The sequence below is a fragment of the Nocardia sp. NPDC051990 genome, assembly GCF_040680755.1.
Taxonomy (GTDB): domain Bacteria; phylum Actinomycetota; class Actinomycetes; order Mycobacteriales; family Mycobacteriaceae; genus Nocardia.
On the sequence record NZ_JBFAXH010000033.1, the window covers coordinates 1 to 16,354 of the forward strand.

Below are 16,354 nucleotides of genomic sequence, written 5' to 3' on the forward strand. Positions count from 1 at the left end.
CTCCCGAGCCACAACAGAGGCAAACAGTCATCAGCTACACCCCACCGCCCTGGGCATCCAGGGCATCAACCCCAGACACTACAAACTTAGGGAACAGCTATGAACACGATTCCCCCACGCCGAGGTTCCGGCGCGGTCGGTGTCGCCCGCTCACGCCTCGAGGGTCCGGGCAAGGTCACCGGGTACGTCCGCTACGCCGCCGATGAATCGGTGAGGGACTTGGCCTTCGGCTGCTTGGTGACTTCGCCGGTGGCGCGCGGGCGCATTCGGCACATCGACATCTCGGCGGTACGAGACATGCCCGGCGTCCTCGATGTCATTGATCACACCAACGCTCCCCGCCTCAACCCTGAGGCCGGCTCGTTCTTCGGACCGGACGGGAGTCTGCAACTGCTGCAAAGCGACGAGGTGCCCTATGCCGGACGGCCGGTCGCCCTCGTCGTCGCCGAGACCTGGGAGCAGGCACAGCGTGCGGTGGCCGAACTGCCTATCGACTACCTCGAGGAACCACACGATACCGCCTTCTCCGCCGATCACCCGGCCGCACGCCCGGCGCTGGACCTGTTCGGTCCGGAGGCGAATCGCGGCGACCTCGATACCGAGCTCGCGAAATCGGCTGTCGTGGTGGACGAACGGTATCGAACGCCCGAAGAGCATTGCAGCGCAATGGAACCGCACTCGGCGACCGCTTGGTGGGACGGCGTGGACCTGTACGCCGTCGATTCGAATCAAGGCCCGTGGACCGTCGCCAATGCGCTGTCCGCGCTGTTCGACCTGGACATGAAACGGGTGCACATCAAAGCCGAGCACGTCGGCGGCGGGTTCGGGTCCAAGGGCCTGTGTGGTCCGCAACTGATCCTCGCGGTCATGGCGGCCACCAGGATCGGGCGGCCGGTGCGCGTCACGCTCAGCCGCAACGATGTCTTTCTGACCACGACCATTCGGCCACCGACGGACCAGCGGGTGCGAATCGGAGCGGACCTGGACGGGCGGTTCCGGGCAATCCAGCACGAGGCCGCGTTCGCGATCTCCCCGCTGGTGGAATACATCGAGGGCTGCACAGAGCTCACCAAGACTCTGTACAACGCCAACGCGATTCACACCAGCCTGACGGCGGTGCCCGTCGATACGGTGCCGCCCTATTCGATGCGAGCACCCGGTGCGGCACCTGGATCGTTCGCCCTGGAGTGCGCGGTCGACGAGGTCGCCGAGCGACTCGGACTGGACCCGATCGAACTCCGCCTGCGCAATGAACCGACCGCCGGGCCGGTCTCCGGCTTGCCGTTCAGCAGCCGCGAGGTCGCCATGTGCCTACGCGAAGGAGCGCGGCGCTTCGGCTGGGCCACGCGCGACCATCGGCCGCGAGTCCGGCGCGAGGGTGGTCTGCTCCTCGGAACTGGCGTGGCCGCAACGAGTTTCAGTGTCGGCGCCTTCCCATCTTCCGCTTCGATCACCGCCGAGATCGACGGTACCTTCACGGTGAGCATTGGGGCCTCGGATATAGGCACCGGCGCGCGCACCGCGCTCACGGCGATCGCGGCAGATGCCCTGGGAGTCGAGATCGAGCGGATCCGGCCACTTCGGATGGCGGACAGCGACCTCGGTCCGGCGTGGAGCGCGGGCGGCTCCCGAGGCACGACGTCGTGGACTTGGGCGGTCGCCGAGGCCGCCGCCCGGCTGCGCGAACAACCGACCGATGCGACGAATCCGGTCACCGCTACCGCCGACACCACACAGCTGCTCGGCGCGCTGGCCGACAGCGAACGCCACGCTTACAGCGCCGTTTTCGCCGAAGTCGTGGTAGATCCCGCGACCGGTGAGATCCGCGTGCGCAGACTGTTGGGCATGTTCGCCATCGGCCGCGTGGTCAACCCGCTACTGGCGCGCAGTCAGCTCATCGGCGGGATGATCGGTGGCCTGTCGATGGCATTGCACGAAGAGGGCGTCCGCGATCCGCGCACCGGCAGGCAGGTCAACGCGGATTTCGCCGGCTACCACATCGCCGCGCACGCGGACGTCCCCGATATCGAAGCCGATTTCGTGCCCGACTACGAGCCGGGTATTCCGATGGGCGTCAAGGGCGCCGGGGAGATCGGCAATGTCGGCACCGCCGCCGCAATCGCCAACGCCGTCTGGCACGCGACCGGGGCACGCCATCGGGCACTCCCGCTGCGACTGGATCGCGTCCTGGAGACCACGACCAGATGACGGATCAGACAATGCCATTCGAGGAGAACTCCCAGATGCTGCGCGAGATATGGCCTTTCGTCGATGCGCACCGCCGGGCGGGCAACTCGGTCGTGCTGGCGAGGCTGGTGGGGCGGGACGGTCCCGGAGCACGCCCGATCGGTGCCACCATGGCGGTCGCCGCGGACGGGACCTGGCGCGGATCGCTGTCGGGCGGCTGTGTCGAGGGTTTCGTCCTGGACGCGGCCCGCGAAGTGCTCGGGGGAGACAGTCCCGCACGCATCCTATCGGTCCTTCCGGCAGAGCACCTCCTGCCCTGGGAACAGGGACCGGCCTGCTCCGGGGAGTTGCGCGTGCTGATCACTCCGGCGCCGCCCGCCGCCGTGCACTCCGCGATCACCCTCGCGCTGGCACATGACACACAATTGGCGATCCGGATCGAATTGCGTTCTCCCTACACCTGGGCGGTCTCCTCCCGACCGGGCAGTTCCGACTGCGCTGCTCCGGCTTTCACCGAAATGATCGGACGTCGGCGCAAGCTCGTTCTGGTCGGTGCCACCGATCTCGCGGCGATCATGGCCGAGCTGGCGCAGGCGATGCACTTTGCCGTCGTCGTCCTGGATCCGCGGCCGGGCCATCTGGGGTCCCGGGCGTTTCCGTCCACGGCGACGCTCGTGCGCGCCTGGGCGGATGAGTGGCTGACCGCTCATCCGCTCGATGCGCAGGACGCGCTCGTCACTGTGAGTCATGACCCGCGCATCGACGATCGCGCCCTCGAAGCGGCACTCGCGGGCAGGGCGAGGTACGTCGCGGCCCTCGGGAGTCGAGCCACCCACGCACAGCGCCTACGGCGGCTCACGAGATCCGTTGAGTCGCAACGGTTGCGCGGCCCTGCCGGCCTCGACCTGGGCGGAATCACACTCGCCGAAACAGCCGTTTCCATACTCGCCGAGATTGTCGCCACCGAGAATGGGCGGGTAGGCGGGCCACTCCGCCACGGTGACCGACCTATCCACACTCTCCCCGAGGCTGCCCATGTCTGAACGCCACATCGATCTCGTCTCCGGCGATCTCGACTCGCAGTGCTGCCCCGAAGCGATCTCCGAGCGGGTCCGAGCCCTCGAAGAGCTGTGCGATCTGATGGATCGCCACGCCCGCGCAGACCTGACCACCGCGATCGACGATGTACTGATCTTCAAGGCGACCGAGCCTCAGCTACCGCGACAGGTGACCTACGGCCGGGTTTTCGCCCTGGTCGGGCAGGGCACCAAGCGGTTCGTGCTAGGCGAGCGGATGTATGAGCACCGCGCCGGGCAATACCTCGTCGCCTCGCTCGATCTTCCCGTGGTCAGCCGCTTCATCGAAGCCTCTCCCGGCTGCCCTGGTCTCGGTGTCGGCCTCACCCTGCACCCTTCGGAGATCGTCGAGACCCTTCTGCAAGCACCGCCGAACAGCCTGCCCGACCTCGGAGAGGTGACGCCGCCGGGGCTTGCGGTCAGCAGTGCGGACGCCGAACTGCTCGACGCCGTACTGCGGCTGTTGCGGCTTCTCGACCGCCCTGGTGACATCGCAATCCTCGCGCCCCTGATCAAACGAGAGATCCTCTGGAGATTGATCACCGGCGAACAAGGCGCCATGATCAGACAATTCGGCACGCCCGATAGCAATCTGAACCACATCGCCCGTGCCATCCGATGGATAAAGCAGCACTACCGACAGCAATTCAGGGTCGAGGATCTCGCCGACCGAGCGGCAATGAGCACCTCCGCCTTCCACCGCAGCTTCCAGACCGTCACCGCCATGAGTCCGATCCAGTTCCAGAAACACATTCGCCTGCACGAGGCCCGCCTGATGCTCATCGCCGACCCCACCGACATCACCGGCGTCAGCCGCCGCGTCGGCTACACGAGCCCCTCCCAGTTCAGTCGCGAATATCGACGCCAGTTCGGTGCACCCCCAAGTCAGGACGCCAGACGGTTCCAAGACACCTCTGCCTCGGGCGCGACCGCCTAGCGGCCGATCCCATTCGCTGTGTTGGTTGCGCCGCCTTGTCCACAGTTACCGAAAGAGCTTCTTGCCGACCAGCCGCTTAGCCAGGCGGCCGTACCGCTCCCGCAGAACGTCGTAAGGCAGACCCTCCCAGCTACTTCGGCCAGTGAACGGGGCCGAGTCGCCAGCGGCCAACGCACGCAGCCGTACCATCATCGGCGCCCATCCCTCATCCCAGAACCGGATCTAGGTCACCCGCCGACCAGTGTGCGACAGGAACAGTTGCTCGCTGGCGTCGCGGTCGAGGTCGAGGCGCGCTACTGTCTCGAGCGGAACGAACGTCGTGCGGATACCGCGCGCCGATTTCGGGTCGCCCAGCTTGAGCCTGCCATTGGCCCACTTCCACGCCTTCGTGATCGACACCGCGCCCGTGTGTCGATTGATGTCGCCGACAGTGAGCGCGCCTTGCTCGCCGGGCCTGGCCATCGACATCACGCCGAATTCCCACCAGGCCCGCCAGCGAGCTGCGAGCAGCTCGTCGACAAGCTCGAACTCGTCCTCGCTGAGGTGGTCGACCTCGCGCGCTATCCGCTTGGGCAACCTGGTTTCCGCGCACGGATTCCATGCGATGAGCGGCGTCGGGCGACGGCGAGCCGCGGCGCCCATCGCCGAGCACAGCAACCCGTGTTTGTTCGCGATGGTTTTCGGAGCGTTGCCGAGTTCAGTTGCGAGCCATTCGACCCACGCAACATCCATGTCAGGCGTGACCGCGTCGACCGGCAGAAAGTTGCCGTTGAAAAACGGCGTGATGTCGTGGTCGATCATTCGCCGGTACTTGCGCTTGGTCTCTTCCTCGACGCGCTCGCCGAGTAGGTCGACGTAGCGGCGAAGCCACGGCGTCAGCATGATCACGTCCGGCGCTGAGGCGAGCTGGGCGGCGAGCACCCGCTCGGCCTCGGCCGGGCCGACGCGGTCGAGCAGCTTTGCCCACCGGATCGCGGCGCCGTGGTCGTCGAACGATTGCGAGGATTGGACGGTCTTACCGTCGCGGGTCACGCGGTATCGCACTTGGATGTAGGTGGTGCCGTCCTTGCGCACACGCACGCGGGGAGTTGTAGCCATGGCATGGTCCTTGCGTCAGGCCGAATCCCCTCAGATTCTCTGTGTGTGGACCGCAGTGTGGACGCAGAAGGGGCGCAATCTCGCGATTACGCCCCTGACCTGCTGTTTTACTGTGTCCGGAGGGGGTATCGGCCAGTACGCCAACCTCCTGCAACACCGAAAACTGCTGGTCATCGGGAAATAGCGGTGGCGTGACGGTTCTGGTCCGGTTGCCGCAGGTTCGTGCCCCCGGTCGAGCACACCGGACATGGGAACGGGAACGACCCGCGGTTCTCGGGCAGGCGACCGGTGATCGAAGCCGATTACTATCTATAGGCGGACCTAGCGGTGATCATGAGACAACTCGAACTCCTGGGGACTGACGGGCTGCGGCGGTTTCTGATTGCGACGGCTGCCGCTGCGCAGCGGCAGCATTGTTTCGGTGACGGCGACAATGCCGAAGACGTTGGTGGCGAACACCATACGGACTATGTCGAGTTCGACCGATCCGGGCTGCTGGCTTGGTCAGGGACCGGCAACACCGGCATTGTTTATCAGTGCGTCGCGGTCGACGATCGGTTGCGCACAGGTTAAGACTCGAGCTAGCCGGCGCGTAGACAGGATGGAATGAACGAATTGCTCACGTCGCTGGGTTCACGCCCGTAATCCATTGTGTTTCTTCTCAATCCGCGCGGCGATGGATCGATTTGTAGGTGAGGTATTGCGACAAGCCTTCGATCCCGTACTCGACCCCGAGTCCGGAGTCGTGGCGCCCACCGAAGGGCGCATTGTGGTTGGACGCGAAGAAGTTCACTCCCACGGAGCCGGTGTCCATCCGTTCTGCAACCTCCTGTGCGGCAACAGGGTCGGAGGAGAACACAACACCGCCCAGTCCGAACGCCGTATCGTTGGCCAATGCGACGGCCTCGTCAACGGTGTCGTACCGCAGGACACTGATGACGGGCCCGAAGATCTCCTCCCGCGCGATCCGCATCTCCGGAGTGACGTCGGCGAAGACGGTCGGCTCGATGAACCATCCGCCATGGCTGGGCGCGGGCCGACCACCGATGGTCGCGCGAGCCCCTTCCTTATGAGCGGATTCGAGATAGCCACGGACGATGTCGAATTGAGCCTCCGAAGCCATCGGCCCGAAGACAGAGCGCTCGTCGAACGGATCACCTTGTGGAGCTGCGGCGACGGTCCGTGTCACCACATCGACCACTTCGTCGTACCGCGACGATGGTGCGAGAATCCTGGTGGAGATGTAGCAGGTCTGACCGGTGTTGCGTAGGCAGGTGCGGATCAGCACAGCCGAGAATTGCTCGAGGTCGGCATCGGGCAAGACGATCGCGGACGACTTGCCGCCGAGTTCGAGGGTGACCGGCCGGAGCAATTCACCGCATGTGGCGGCGATCCGTCGGCCCACGGGCGTCGACCCGGTGAACGCGACTTTGTCGGTCAGCCGATGGCGAACGAGCCGGTCGCCGACTGCCCCTCCGCCGGTGACCAGATTGATCACCCCGGCTGGAACCCCCGCGGCAGCGCAGGCCTCGACGATGAACCGGATGGACAATGACGTGCTCGGTGCGGGCTTCATGACGACCGTGCAGCCGGCGAGCAGGGCGGGAGCGAGTTTGACGACCATGAGATTGATCGGAAAGTTCCACGGTGCGATCAGCACGCAGGGCCCCACGGGGTCTTTGCGGACGACGGTCTCCGACAGACCTACCGGGAAGGGGCGGACGTCTTCGGATTCGAGCCACGAAGCGAGCCCAGCGACGTGTCTGAAGATGGCCGCCGCATTGGCTGCCGCACTGCGGGTCTCGGTGATGGGCGACCCGTTTTCGAGCGTGTTGACGACGGCCATCTCGGTGGCACTCGCCTCTACCTCGTCGGCAATGCGCAATAGCAACGCGGCGCGCTCGGACGGGGTGGTCCGGGGCCACGGGCCACGACGAAACGCACGATCGGCGGCGCACAGTGCGGCGTCGACATCCTCCGGCGAGCAGTCGGGGGCCGCCCCCCACTCCCTGCCGGTGGCGGGATCGGCGAGGGGCACTCGGGCCGCGCTTGTCGATGGCGTCCAAGCCCCGTCGCGGTAATAGTCCTCGACGTAGGTCCAGCGCGGCTGCGGTCGATCATGTACCGGCTGAATGTGTGTGGTGCTCAACGGATTACCGCCGTCTTCAACAGCGCCCGAGAGCGCTCGAGGTCGGCGGTCGCCATGGCGATCGCGGGTTCGGTCGACAACTCGGGGATGATCTGGGCTTCGAGCCGGTCGGTGTAATGGGCGGGGTCCATGTGGAACCAGCCGGAGGCAAGCGCGATGCCGGCATGGTCGAAGCGCCAGAGCCGATCGGCGTCGCGGACGAGGGCGTCTTCCAGCGTATGGGCTTCGAGGCGGGTGTCGTGGCCGTCGATGATGGCGCAGACCTGCTCTACGAATTCGTGGCAGTAGCCCAGCGGCGGCAGCACCTCGCGGGCAATGAGGCAGCCTTGGCGTTCGTGCTCGAAACGGATCTCGGCCTTGCGCCATTCGCCGGAGAAACCTTCGGAGAGGATACGTTCCTCGTCGACGCGGCCCCAGCCGGTGTCGTGCAACTGGATCGCTATGCGCACCAGTTGGCGATCGGCGTGTGGGAAGGCGTTGCAGAGACGCTCGGCGTAGGCGAGCGAGATGGGCAGGTGGATGTCGTTCGAGCGGGCGCGGGTCTCGGGGACGACGGCTTTCCACACGGGATCGAGGTCTACGCCGAGGGGAGGCGTCAGGGTGATGGGCGAGGTGTCGATGGGGCCTGGGGCGGCAATCGGGCGCTCGGCAGGCAGGGCGGTGGGCATGGGTTCCCCTTCTCAGTCGGCCGCGACCAGGGTCGATGGATCGACCGTCACTGACTTGAGCTGGACGGATGGGTCGGCGGCGGCGGCATACGGGATGGATTGGCCCTTGGCGAGGGCAGTGCGGACCGCCAAGAAGTCCAGTGGATGGTTGATGCAGTCGGCGGCCAGGATGTGATCGCCGCGGTAGTAGAGCACCGAGAACTTGCCGTGCTCGGGGTCCGAGCGGACGACGGTGCGGTCGTGGCCGGAGGACAGGCCGGCGATCTGCAGTTTGATCTTGCCCTGGTTCGACCAGAACCAAGGGATGCCCGCATATTCCTCGCGGCGGCCGGTAATGGCGTAGGCGGCGACCTTTGCCTGCTCGATGGCGTGGTTGACGCTTTCGAAGCGGACGCGGTCTCCTGCAGGGGTGCCGGGTAGAGGGTTGGGCAGGTTGGCGCAGTCGCCAACGGCAACGGTGATGCCGTCGGAGGCCAGCGCGGTGGCGTCGACGCGGACGCCGTTATCGCAGTCCAAGCCGATGGATTCGGCGAGTTCGGTGTTGGGGATGACTCCCACGCCGACAAGTACCAGGTCGGCTGGCACCACGCGGCCGTCGGCGAGTTCGACGCCGCCGACGCGGTCACCGCGGGGCACGATGCGGCGGACGGCGGCGTCGAGCACGATCTCGATACCGGTGGCACGGTGATGATCGAGTAGGTAGGCCGAGATCTGTTCACCGACGGCGCGGGCGACCAGGCGCGGAGCGGCCTCGAGCAGGGTGACGTTGCGGCCCATGGCGTTCAGCGACGCCGCGGCCTCGATGCCGATGAACCCGCCGCCGATCACGACGACGTTGTGCACGTCGGGGACGCGGGCCTTGAGTTCGAGGGCGTCATCGGCGTTGCGCAGATACAGCACGCCGGGAAGGTCGACGCCGTCGAGCAACAGCCTGCGGGGGCGCGCGCCGACGGCCAAGGCGAGGCGGTCGAACGGGAATTCCGCACCGGACATGGAGTAGGCAACGCCGAAACCGTTGTCACGCTTGTCGATACGGATGATCCGTTCGTTCTTGACAACGTCGATGCGGTGCTCGGCCCAATACTCCCGGGAACGAAACATCAACGACTCGTTGGTGATCTCGCCCTGCAGCCACTCCTTGGACAGGGCGGGGCGCTGGTAGGGGCGATGGTTCTCGTCGCCGAGCAGGGTGATCGGGTCGTCGTAGCCGAGGGCGCGCAGCGAGGTGGCCAGCGCGACTCCTGCCTGGGAGGAGCCGATGATCAGCAGTCCGTGATTCATTCCGGATCACACCTGGGTCGTCGGGGTGGTCACATGTAGGTCGCGGCCCTCAGTGACCCTGAGCTGGCAGGACAGACGGGAACACTCGCGCCGGTCCTCGGCTGTTCCCCAGAGCATCTCGTCCTCCATCTCGCCCATGGGCGGCAAATCGTCGGCGTCGGCCCGGTCGACGTAGACGTGGCAGGTGGCGCAGGACAGCGAACCGCCGCATTCGGCGACGATGCCGGGGACGCCGTTGCGCACGGCGGTCTCCATGACGGAGTCGCCGACGGTGGCGTCGATGGTGCGGGACTGGCCGGTGTGGTCGGTGTAGGTGACCTGGGGCATGTTGTTCCTCCTACGGTCTCAGATGAACTGGCGGCCGCCGTCGACGACCAGAGTTTGTCCGGTGACGAAGCCGCTGTCGGTGCCGGCGAAGTAGAGGGCGGCGCCGACTATGTCTTCGGGCTGGCTGGAGCGCCGCAGCGCACCGCGGTCGACACCGTAGGACTCTGCGTCGTCCATCAGGCCGCGACTGGCCTCGGTGAGGGTGAAGCCGGGCGCGATGGCGTTGACGGTGATGCCGCGGCGTCCGAGTTCCTTGGCCATCACTCGAGTCAGAGCGATGACGCCGCCCTTGGAGGCCACATAGTGGGCCCACTGCTCCGAGCCGCTGTAAACGGTGGCCGATGACAGGTTGACGACGCGGCCGCCCTCGGGCATGTGCGGGCTGACCGCGCGGGTCATCAGCCATGGACCCTTGAGATTGACCGCCATCACCACATCCCATTCGGCGGGGTCGATGTCCTCGAGCGGGGAGCGGGTGACCGTGCCGTAGACGGCGGCGTTGTTGACCAGTACGTCGATCCTGCCGCCGCCGAATCCGGCAACCTGGGAGGCGAGTTCGACGGTGGCGTGCGGATCGGTAACGTCGACTCGGCCGTGCCAGGCGTCGACGCCGATCTTCTCGATCAGGCGGGCGGTCTCGGCTGCGCCGTCGGCGTCGAGGTCGGCAACCGCGACCCGATAGCCTCGGTCGGCGAAGCCAAGGGCGAAGGCCCGGCCTAGGCCGCCCGCCGCGCCGGTGACGAGTACGGTGCGGGCGGCCTGGTGTTCGGTGGTCGACATGGGCTCAGCTCTCCAGGATCTCGACGCGGCCGGTGTTGCCATCGACACGGATGCGCTGGCCGGTGCGGATCACGGTGGACGCCGAGCCGGTCCCGGTGACGGCGGGCAGAGCGTATTCGCGGCAGACGATGGCGGCGTGGCTCATCATGCCGCCGATATCGGTGACGGTCGCCTTGATCTTGCCGAAGATCGGGCCCCATGAGGGCGCGGTGATTGTGGCGACGAGGATCTCACCTTCCTGCACCTCGGAGAGGTGATCGGCAGAGGTGACCACGCGTGCGATGCCCTCCACGATGCCGGGCGAGGCAGCCATACCGGTGATCGCGCCATCCTCGTTCACCTCGCCGGCCAGCCACTGCTGCACCTGCTCGGTGGTGATGCCGTAGAGCATCATCGTGAATGGTTCGGTGATCTCGGCGGGCGGCGTGTTCAGGGCGGGCTGCGGGCGGCGGGTGTTCAGCGCGTCGATGATGCCGCGGCGGCGCTCGATCTCGGCGGGCCAGTAGTGCGGGCCGGTGGACTCCGCGCCGACCGCCCAGCCGGTGACCAGGTCGAAGATCGCGTCGCGAACCTCGTTGCGGTTGAGGTACAGCATGTCGGCGGGGTCGAACCAGAAACCTGCGTCAGTGAAGACCCGGGCCAGCTCGCGGACCTTGCGCCAGAACACACCCATCGTCCAGTGCTCGATGTAGAAGTTGTGGTTCTCGACGTAGGGGTAGGCGGTGACGGCCAGGGCAAGCTTGGCATCGAACTGCTCGCGCAGCTCGCCGTCGAGCAGGTCGCGGTACTCCTCGACGATCCGTTCCTTCTCGGCGCTCAGCTCCTCGACCGGGCGCACGATGTCCTGGCCCTGGTCGAGGCGGCGGATGTAGTCCTTGATGTAGCCAAGCGGGATCTCCTGGTGTTCTTTCCAGTACTTGTCGTGGCCGTAGAAGCCGTTTCCGACGGTGAAGTTGAACCAGGGGTCCTGCGCGGACTCGTAGGCGGTCAGCCATTCCTCGCCGCCTGCCTCGCGGACTGCGCGCAGGGTGCCCTCCACGTCGTCGGTGTTCGCGAAGGCGGCCTGCAGGCCCATTCCCACCGCCCTGGTCGCGAGATTCTTCAGCTCGTCGTCGGGGCGGAACAGCTCCATATCCACGCCCTGCACCATCTTGGCGATGGCCTGGTCGGGGATGCCGGGGAAGGCTTCTTTGCAGAAGCCGAAGAATTCGAGGTAGGCCAGGTAGCCGAGGTTGAGGAACTCGAAGTGGTACTGCCAGTTGCGATAGAGCAGGGCGATGAGGCGGTCGTAGTTCTCCATCAGCACTTGAGAGCCGTCCATGGCCTTGCCGGAGACGATGTCGTCGAAAGGCACGGCATCGGGCAGCGCGGCGAACTCGAGCTCCTCCATCTCGTCGATGGTGGCGCGTACCTTGGCGTGCCAGGCCTCGAGCAGGCTGTCCCAGTTCTGGAAGTAGTGTCCGGCGCGACGCTCGAATTCCGGTACACGGGCGGCGATCTGGTCGTCGGGCACGGCGACGGGGCTCATATACAAGTAGCCGAGGTGGATCTTGAACTCGATACCGTTGGCCGGTGGGATCAGCAGGTGCCTGGTGTTGTACTGGCCGAGGCATTTGACCGCGAACTCGCCGCCGATGGTCTCGAAGGGCTTGAAGACCGTGGGCCAGTGCTGGCTGTCACAGAACCAGAACTTTTCGTCGCCACCGGGGGCGTTGTCGAAGACGAGGTTGTACGGGTAGAGCTGCTCCCAGCCCTCCGCCCCGGCAGGCACCTCGATCTCGGAGGGCTTCGGGAAAGACTTCATTGTCTGCTCGGTGGTCATTCGGGTTCCTTTGCGAGAGTTCAGCGCTCGCTGAGAGCGGCGAGGCCGGTGAAGGAGAAGCTGGTCATGCCCAGGGCAGTGGGCTTCGGGGCGGCGGCCTTCGCCAAGGCCGCCGTCGTAGGGTTTGCCGAGTGCACCGTCTCCGGGCGCGACTGCAGCAGCAGGAGGTTCTCGCCGTCTGGCAGATCGGCGTCGAGCGCCCATTCGATGTCCTGCGGGCAGCGGTAGTGCTTCTCAGCACGCTTGGCCATGGCGGCGACGGCGAGCAGTTGGTCGTCGGTGAGGCAGCGCATGGCGCGGCGATCTGCCGCGACATCGCGCTCGACGAGCGAGCCGGTGGCGGGATCGGGCACGAGTTCGACGTGCTTGTCGCCGATGTGCTGGCGCACGACCGTCAGCATGACCTTGTCGAGCAGGATATTGTCCGGTGTCACCTGACCCGACACCACCATTTCCCCGACGCCCCACGAGGCATCGACGACGATCTTGGAGCGGTCGCCGTTGGCGGGGTCGAGGGTCATGGCGACGCCGGCGGCGCGGGCGTTGACCATCTTCTGTACCGCGACAGCCATCGACAGGTCTGCTTCGGAGATCCCATTGCGCAGGCGGTAGATGATGGCGCGGCTGGTATAGAGGGAAGCCCAGCAACGGCGCAGGTGCTCATGCACACTGTCGTAGCCCGTGAGCCACAAGTAGGTGTCCTGCTGGCCGGCGAAACTGGCGTCGGGCAGGTCCTCGGCAGTCGCGGAGGAACGGACGGCGACCGGCACCTCGTCGGCGAAGCGCGACATGAGCTGGTCGTAGGCGGCGCGGACCGTGCCCCGCATGTCTTCGGGCACCTCGCGGGCCTCGATGGCCGCGCGGATCTGCCCCGAGACGCGCTCGACGCATGCGACGTCGTCCGGGTCGATCTCGGCCAGCTTGGTACGGATCTCCTCCCGCAGGCCGGTGCCATCGACGAAGTGGTCGAAAGCGGCGGTGGTGACGGCGAATCCGGGTGGAACGGGCATGCCCGCTGTGGTCATCGAGACCAGCGAGGCGCACTTGCCGCCGAGCAGTTCGAGGGCAGGCTCGTGGCCGCTGTCGAAGAAGACGATGTAGTCGTTCACAGGGTCAGTCCTCCCAGATGACCGGTACCGCGGTGGGGGCGCGGAAGGAGAGGTTGTCGCCGAAGCGGATGTTGGCGGCGTCGGTGATGCGGAGGCCGGGAGCGAGGCGGACGACCTCTTCGAGCGCGATCTTGGCCTGAAGTTTGGCCAGCATGTTGCCGAGGCAGTAGTGGATGCCATAGCCGAAGGCCAGGTGCTCGCGGGCGTTGGGACGGGAAATATCGAACTCCTCGCCGTTGTCGAACCGGGATTCGTCGCGGTTGGCCGAACCCATGAGCAGCAGAATGTCGGCGCCCTTCGGAATGGCCACGCCACCGATCTCGGTGTCGCGCAGCGCCCGCCGTCGCCAGCCCACGATGGAGGGGCTGTAGCGCAGCACCTCGTCGACAGCACGGGGGATACGGCTGGGGTCCTCGACGAGCTGACGCCACTGGTCGGGGTAGGACAGCAGCACACGCAGGGCGTTCGAGATCAGCGTGGTAGTGGTCTCGTGGCCGGCGAACAGCAGCGAATAGCACAGCGAGGCGATCTCGTGGTCACTGATCGGGTCGCCCGCGGCCTGCATGCGGATCATGTCGCCGACCAGGCTGTCCGGCTGGGTCTCGTGGCCCTCGGCCACCAGCCTGCGACATTCGGCCCAGTACTCGACGAGGTTATGCGCGTGCGGGATCTGTTCCTCGTTGGTCAGATCGCCCCAGGTCATCGCGGCGCGGGAGTCCGACCAGCGCTTGAAGGTGTCGATCTTGGTCACGTCCGCGCCGATCAACGTCAGGATCGTGATGGTGGGCACGTCGTAGGCCAGGTCACGGACCAGATCGCCGCGCCGCTGCGGGCGGGCCAGCATGGTCTCGAGCAACCGGACGACATTGGCGCGGATCTGTGGCTCGAGCACCTTGTACCGGCGCGGGGTGAATGCTTTGGCGGCGACCTTGCGGATCCGGGTGTGCTCGGGAGGAATCCGGGCGGACAGGCCGGAGTAGGCGGTGAAGCCGCCGTCCTCCATGATCTGCTTGGCCTGCGGGCCGCGTTCACGCACCGGCGCCTGCGCGTTCTCCGACGAGAAGCTCTCCCAGTCGTCGAATACGGCCTTGATGTCGTCGTACCGGCTCACCACCCAGTAACCGATGCGCTCGTCGAACATCACCGGCTCTTCGGCGCGCAGGGCGGCATAGGCTGGGAATGGATCGGTTTGGGCGAACGGCTGGTATCCGTGGTGGACCGGGCACCCGGTTGCCGGGTCGGCTTGGGTCGGGCTCGACGTCATCCCGTCTCCTGTCGTGTGTCGCGCGTCGTCGTGTGACAACCACGTCATAGTGGCCCGCGTCACTTCGCCGGTCCATGTGCCACTTCCGTTAGACGGAAGCGAGTCATACTCTGCTCCTGATCAGGATCGCCGTGGGGAGCGCCGGGGAATCCGGGCAAGGCTCGGCTGGGGTCGGCTAGCGGCGACCTCGATACGGTGCGCAATACCGCGCAGGATCGGCAGATGGCGCGTCATGGTCGCACCGTGAGTGGACAGCATCACAAGACCGATCGCGGCCGGGTGGGGGTCCAGCCGCACCGGCACGGCTACCGAGCACGAACCTGCTCTGACCTCCTCCTGGGTAGTCGCGTAGCCCTCGTCGCGAACTCTGCGGAGTTCGGCGGCCAGTCGGCCGGGATTGACATGGGTGTGCCTGGTGGCCGCCTCGAGCCGGTGTGCGAGATAGGCGTCGCGTACCCAGTCCTCTTCGTATGCGAGCAGCACCTTGCCGACAGCGGTGGCGTGCAGCGGCAGGCGGCCGCCGACCCGCGAGGCGCGTGGAACGCGGGTCGAGCCGTAGATGCGGTCGATGTAGAGCGCCTCGTCGCCGTCGCGGATCGCGATGTGGGCGGTCTCGTGGGTCAGTGAGAACAGGTCCTGTAGGTAGGGGCGGGCGGTGTCGCGCAAATGACGACCTGCGTTCTGCGCCACCGTCCACAGACGCAGGCCGATGCTATATCGGCCCTGGTCATCGCGCTCGAGCGCCCCCCATTCGACGAGTTCGCCGACCAGCCGGTGCGCCGTAGGCAGCGGTAGGTCGGCGAACTCGGCCAGGTCGCTGAGCGACAGCGCATTCGGTCCGCTCTCGAAGGCGCCGAGCAACGCCAGCGCCTTCGAGGTCACCGTTCGGCCGTCACCGCGCATCGCGCCTCCTCGGATCGTGACGGACCGTAGTCGCGGACGTGCTGCCGGTCGAGCACGGTTGTCAGCCGAGCGCGGTCCGTTGGATCGTACTGTCGATCGTTGCGATTGCGGCGAAGGCCCTGGCCATGGTCCGGGCCGCGGTCGTGAACAGATGGCCGTGTACCCGGCTGCCGATCAGCACGTGTGCCTGCGGCCGGGTGAGACCGAACCAGTCCATTACAGTGTCCACGCCATGCGGGGTCAGCCGCCAAAGTTTGTCGGCGTCCTTGACCAATGAATCATTGAGCCCGAGCGCCACGGTACGGGAGTCGTGCCCGTCGATGATCATGACGATCTCGTCGATCTTCGCCGACGGGTGACCGAGCTCGGTCAAGATCTCGGTGGCGATCGCGGCGCCCTCCTTCTCGTGCCGCAGGACGAGATCATGGCGACCGCCGCCTGGGCGGATGGCCTCGAGCACCTCGCCTTCGGGAACCTGCGACCAGCCGGTGTCGTGCAGGATGATCGCCGGCATGACGACGTCTCGATCGGCCTCAGGGTGCAGATCGCACAGCGCGGCGGCCAGGCCGTAGGAGTAGGCGGTGTGGCTGTCGTTGCTGCGCACACGCAGGTATTCGACGGCGCTGCGCCACACCACGTCGTCCTCCGGGCGGAAGCCTGTGGTGCCCGGCACGGTGGCGGGGTCGGGGAGGTGGTCGGTGACGTCGTGACCGAGGTGGTTCAGGTCGGGGAGCTGCCGGGGCGCAGGCATGA

At 66.4% G+C, this 16,354-nt stretch carries 15 protein-coding genes; 3 read left to right on the forward strand and 12 right to left on the reverse strand.

Features of this window, described 5'->3' with window-relative positions; translation table 11 throughout:
- Positions 1–99: 99 nt before the first annotated feature.
- Genes AB0L63_RS32265 through AB0L63_RS32275 form a run of 3 tightly spaced genes read left to right on the forward strand, consistent with a single transcriptional unit; the run spans position 100 to position 4,200 of the window.
- Complete coding sequence (locus AB0L63_RS32265; RefSeq protein ID WP_364508810.1) at positions 100–2,208, forward strand: xanthine dehydrogenase family protein molybdopterin-binding subunit; 2,109 nt, start codon at positions 100–102, stop codon at positions 2,206–2,208.
- Positions 2,205–3,230: an XdhC family protein gene (locus AB0L63_RS32270; RefSeq protein WP_364508813.1), complete on the forward strand. Its 1,026-nt coding sequence runs from the start codon at positions 2,205–2,207 to the stop codon at positions 3,228–3,230. Before AB0L63_RS32265 ends, AB0L63_RS32270 begins: the two co-directional genes overlap by 4 nt.
- Positions 3,223–4,200 carry an AraC family transcriptional regulator gene (locus AB0L63_RS32275; protein WP_364508816.1) on the forward strand — a complete coding sequence of 326 codons (978 nt, stop codon included), beginning with the start codon at positions 3,223–3,225 and terminating at the stop codon, positions 4,198–4,200. Before AB0L63_RS32270 ends, AB0L63_RS32275 begins: the two co-directional genes overlap by 8 nt.
- A 222-nt stretch (positions 4,201–4,422) precedes the next feature.
- Here the strand turns inward: AB0L63_RS32275 and AB0L63_RS32280 are convergent, their stop codons facing one another.
- From AB0L63_RS32280 to AB0L63_RS32335, 12 genes are all read right to left on the reverse strand, one after another.
- Positions 4,423–5,121, reverse strand: coding sequence for a hypothetical protein (locus tag AB0L63_RS32280; RefSeq protein ID WP_364508823.1), 699 nt, complete (start codon positions 5,119–5,121; stop codon positions 4,423–4,425).
- 498 nt (positions 5,122–5,619) lie between these two features.
- Positions 5,620–5,760: a hypothetical protein gene (locus tag AB0L63_RS32285; RefSeq protein WP_364508825.1), complete on the reverse strand. Its 141-nt coding sequence runs from the start codon at positions 5,758–5,760 to the stop codon at positions 5,620–5,622.
- 199 nt (positions 5,761–5,959) lie between these two features.
- Complete coding sequence (locus AB0L63_RS32290) at positions 5,960–7,447, reverse strand: aldehyde dehydrogenase family protein (protein ID WP_364508828.1); 1,488 nt, start codon at positions 7,445–7,447, stop codon at positions 5,960–5,962.
- A complete protein-coding gene (locus AB0L63_RS32295; RefSeq protein WP_364508831.1) occupies positions 7,444–8,115 on the reverse strand; it encodes an HD domain-containing protein in 672 nt (223 codons plus the stop codon). The genes AB0L63_RS32290 and AB0L63_RS32295 overlap by 4 nt, the downstream gene beginning before the upstream one ends.
- Before the next feature lie 12 nt (positions 8,116–8,127).
- On the reverse strand, positions 8,128–9,396 hold the full coding sequence (locus tag AB0L63_RS32300; protein WP_364508833.1) for an FAD-dependent oxidoreductase: 1,269 nt from the start codon (positions 9,394–9,396) through the stop codon (positions 8,128–8,130).
- A 6-nt stretch (positions 9,397–9,402) separates the two neighbouring features.
- On the reverse strand, positions 9,403–9,723 hold the full coding sequence (locus AB0L63_RS32305) for a 2Fe-2S iron-sulfur cluster-binding protein (RefSeq protein ID WP_364508836.1): 321 nt from the start codon (positions 9,721–9,723) through the stop codon (positions 9,403–9,405).
- An 18-nt stretch (positions 9,724–9,741) separates the two neighbouring features.
- Complete coding sequence (locus AB0L63_RS32310) at positions 9,742–10,503, reverse strand: SDR family oxidoreductase (protein ID WP_364508839.1); 762 nt, start codon at positions 10,501–10,503, stop codon at positions 9,742–9,744.
- A gap of 4 nt (positions 10,504–10,507) precedes the next feature.
- The gene (locus tag AB0L63_RS32315; protein WP_364508842.1) at positions 10,508–12,325 is read right to left on the reverse strand and encodes a PEP-utilizing enzyme; all 1,818 of its coding nucleotides are present in this window, start codon (positions 12,323–12,325) and stop codon (positions 10,508–10,510) included.
- A 20-nt stretch (positions 12,326–12,345) separates the two neighbouring features.
- Complete coding sequence (locus tag AB0L63_RS32320) at positions 12,346–13,434, reverse strand: PEP/pyruvate-binding domain-containing protein (RefSeq protein ID WP_364508844.1); 1,089 nt, start codon at positions 13,432–13,434, stop codon at positions 12,346–12,348.
- A 4-nt stretch (positions 13,435–13,438) separates the two neighbouring features.
- A complete protein-coding gene (locus AB0L63_RS32325) occupies positions 13,439–14,698 on the reverse strand; it encodes a cytochrome P450 (protein WP_364508847.1) in 1,260 nt (419 codons plus the stop codon).
- Between the two features lie 120 nt (positions 14,699–14,818).
- Positions 14,819–15,601: an IclR family transcriptional regulator gene (locus AB0L63_RS32330; protein WP_364508850.1), complete on the reverse strand. Its 783-nt coding sequence runs from the start codon at positions 15,599–15,601 to the stop codon at positions 14,819–14,821.
- Positions 15,602–15,662: 61 nt separating this feature from the next.
- A complete protein-coding gene (locus tag AB0L63_RS32335; RefSeq protein WP_364508852.1) occupies positions 15,663–16,352 on the reverse strand; it encodes an HD domain-containing protein in 690 nt (229 codons plus the stop codon).
- Positions 16,353–16,354: the final 2 nt, after the last annotated feature.

Excerpts from the sequence above, each read along its gene's own strand:
- AB0L63_RS32265 (WP_364508810.1), top strand. The coding sequence starts at position 100 with ATGAACACGATTCCCCCACGCCGAGGTTCCGGCGCGGTCGGTGTCGCC.
- AB0L63_RS32270 (WP_364508813.1), top strand. The coding sequence starts at position 2,205 with ATGACGGATCAGACAATGCCATTCGAGGAGAACTCCCAGATGCTGCGC.
- AB0L63_RS32275 (WP_364508816.1), top strand. The coding sequence starts at position 3,223 with ATGTCTGAACGCCACATCGATCTCGTCTCCGGCGATCTCGACTCGCAG.
- AB0L63_RS32285 (WP_364508825.1), bottom strand. The coding sequence starts at position 5,760 with ATGGTGTTCGCCACCAACGTCTTCGGCATTGTCGCCGTCACCGAAACA.
- AB0L63_RS32295 (WP_364508831.1), bottom strand. The coding sequence starts at position 8,115 with ATGCCCACCGCCCTGCCTGCCGAGCGCCCGATTGCCGCCCCAGGCCCC.
- AB0L63_RS32300 (WP_364508833.1), bottom strand. The coding sequence starts at position 9,396 with ATGAATCACGGACTGCTGATCATCGGCTCCTCCCAGGCAGGAGTCGCG.
- AB0L63_RS32305 (WP_364508836.1), bottom strand. The coding sequence starts at position 9,723 with ATGCCCCAGGTCACCTACACCGACCACACCGGCCAGTCCCGCACCATC.
- AB0L63_RS32310 (WP_364508839.1), bottom strand. The coding sequence starts at position 10,503 with ATGTCGACCACCGAACACCAGGCCGCCCGCACCGTACTCGTCACCGGC.
- AB0L63_RS32315 (WP_364508842.1), bottom strand. The coding sequence starts at position 12,325 with ATGACCACCGAGCAGACAATGAAGTCTTTCCCGAAGCCCTCCGAGATC.
- AB0L63_RS32325 (WP_364508847.1), bottom strand. The coding sequence starts at position 14,698 with ATGACGTCGAGCCCGACCCAAGCCGACCCGGCAACCGGGTGCCCGGTC.
- AB0L63_RS32330 (WP_364508850.1), bottom strand. The coding sequence starts at position 15,601 with ATGCGCGGTGACGGCCGAACGGTGACCTCGAAGGCGCTGGCGTTGCTC.
- AB0L63_RS32335 (WP_364508852.1), bottom strand. The coding sequence starts at position 16,352 with ATGCCTGCGCCCCGGCAGCTCCCCGACCTGAACCACCTCGGTCACGAC.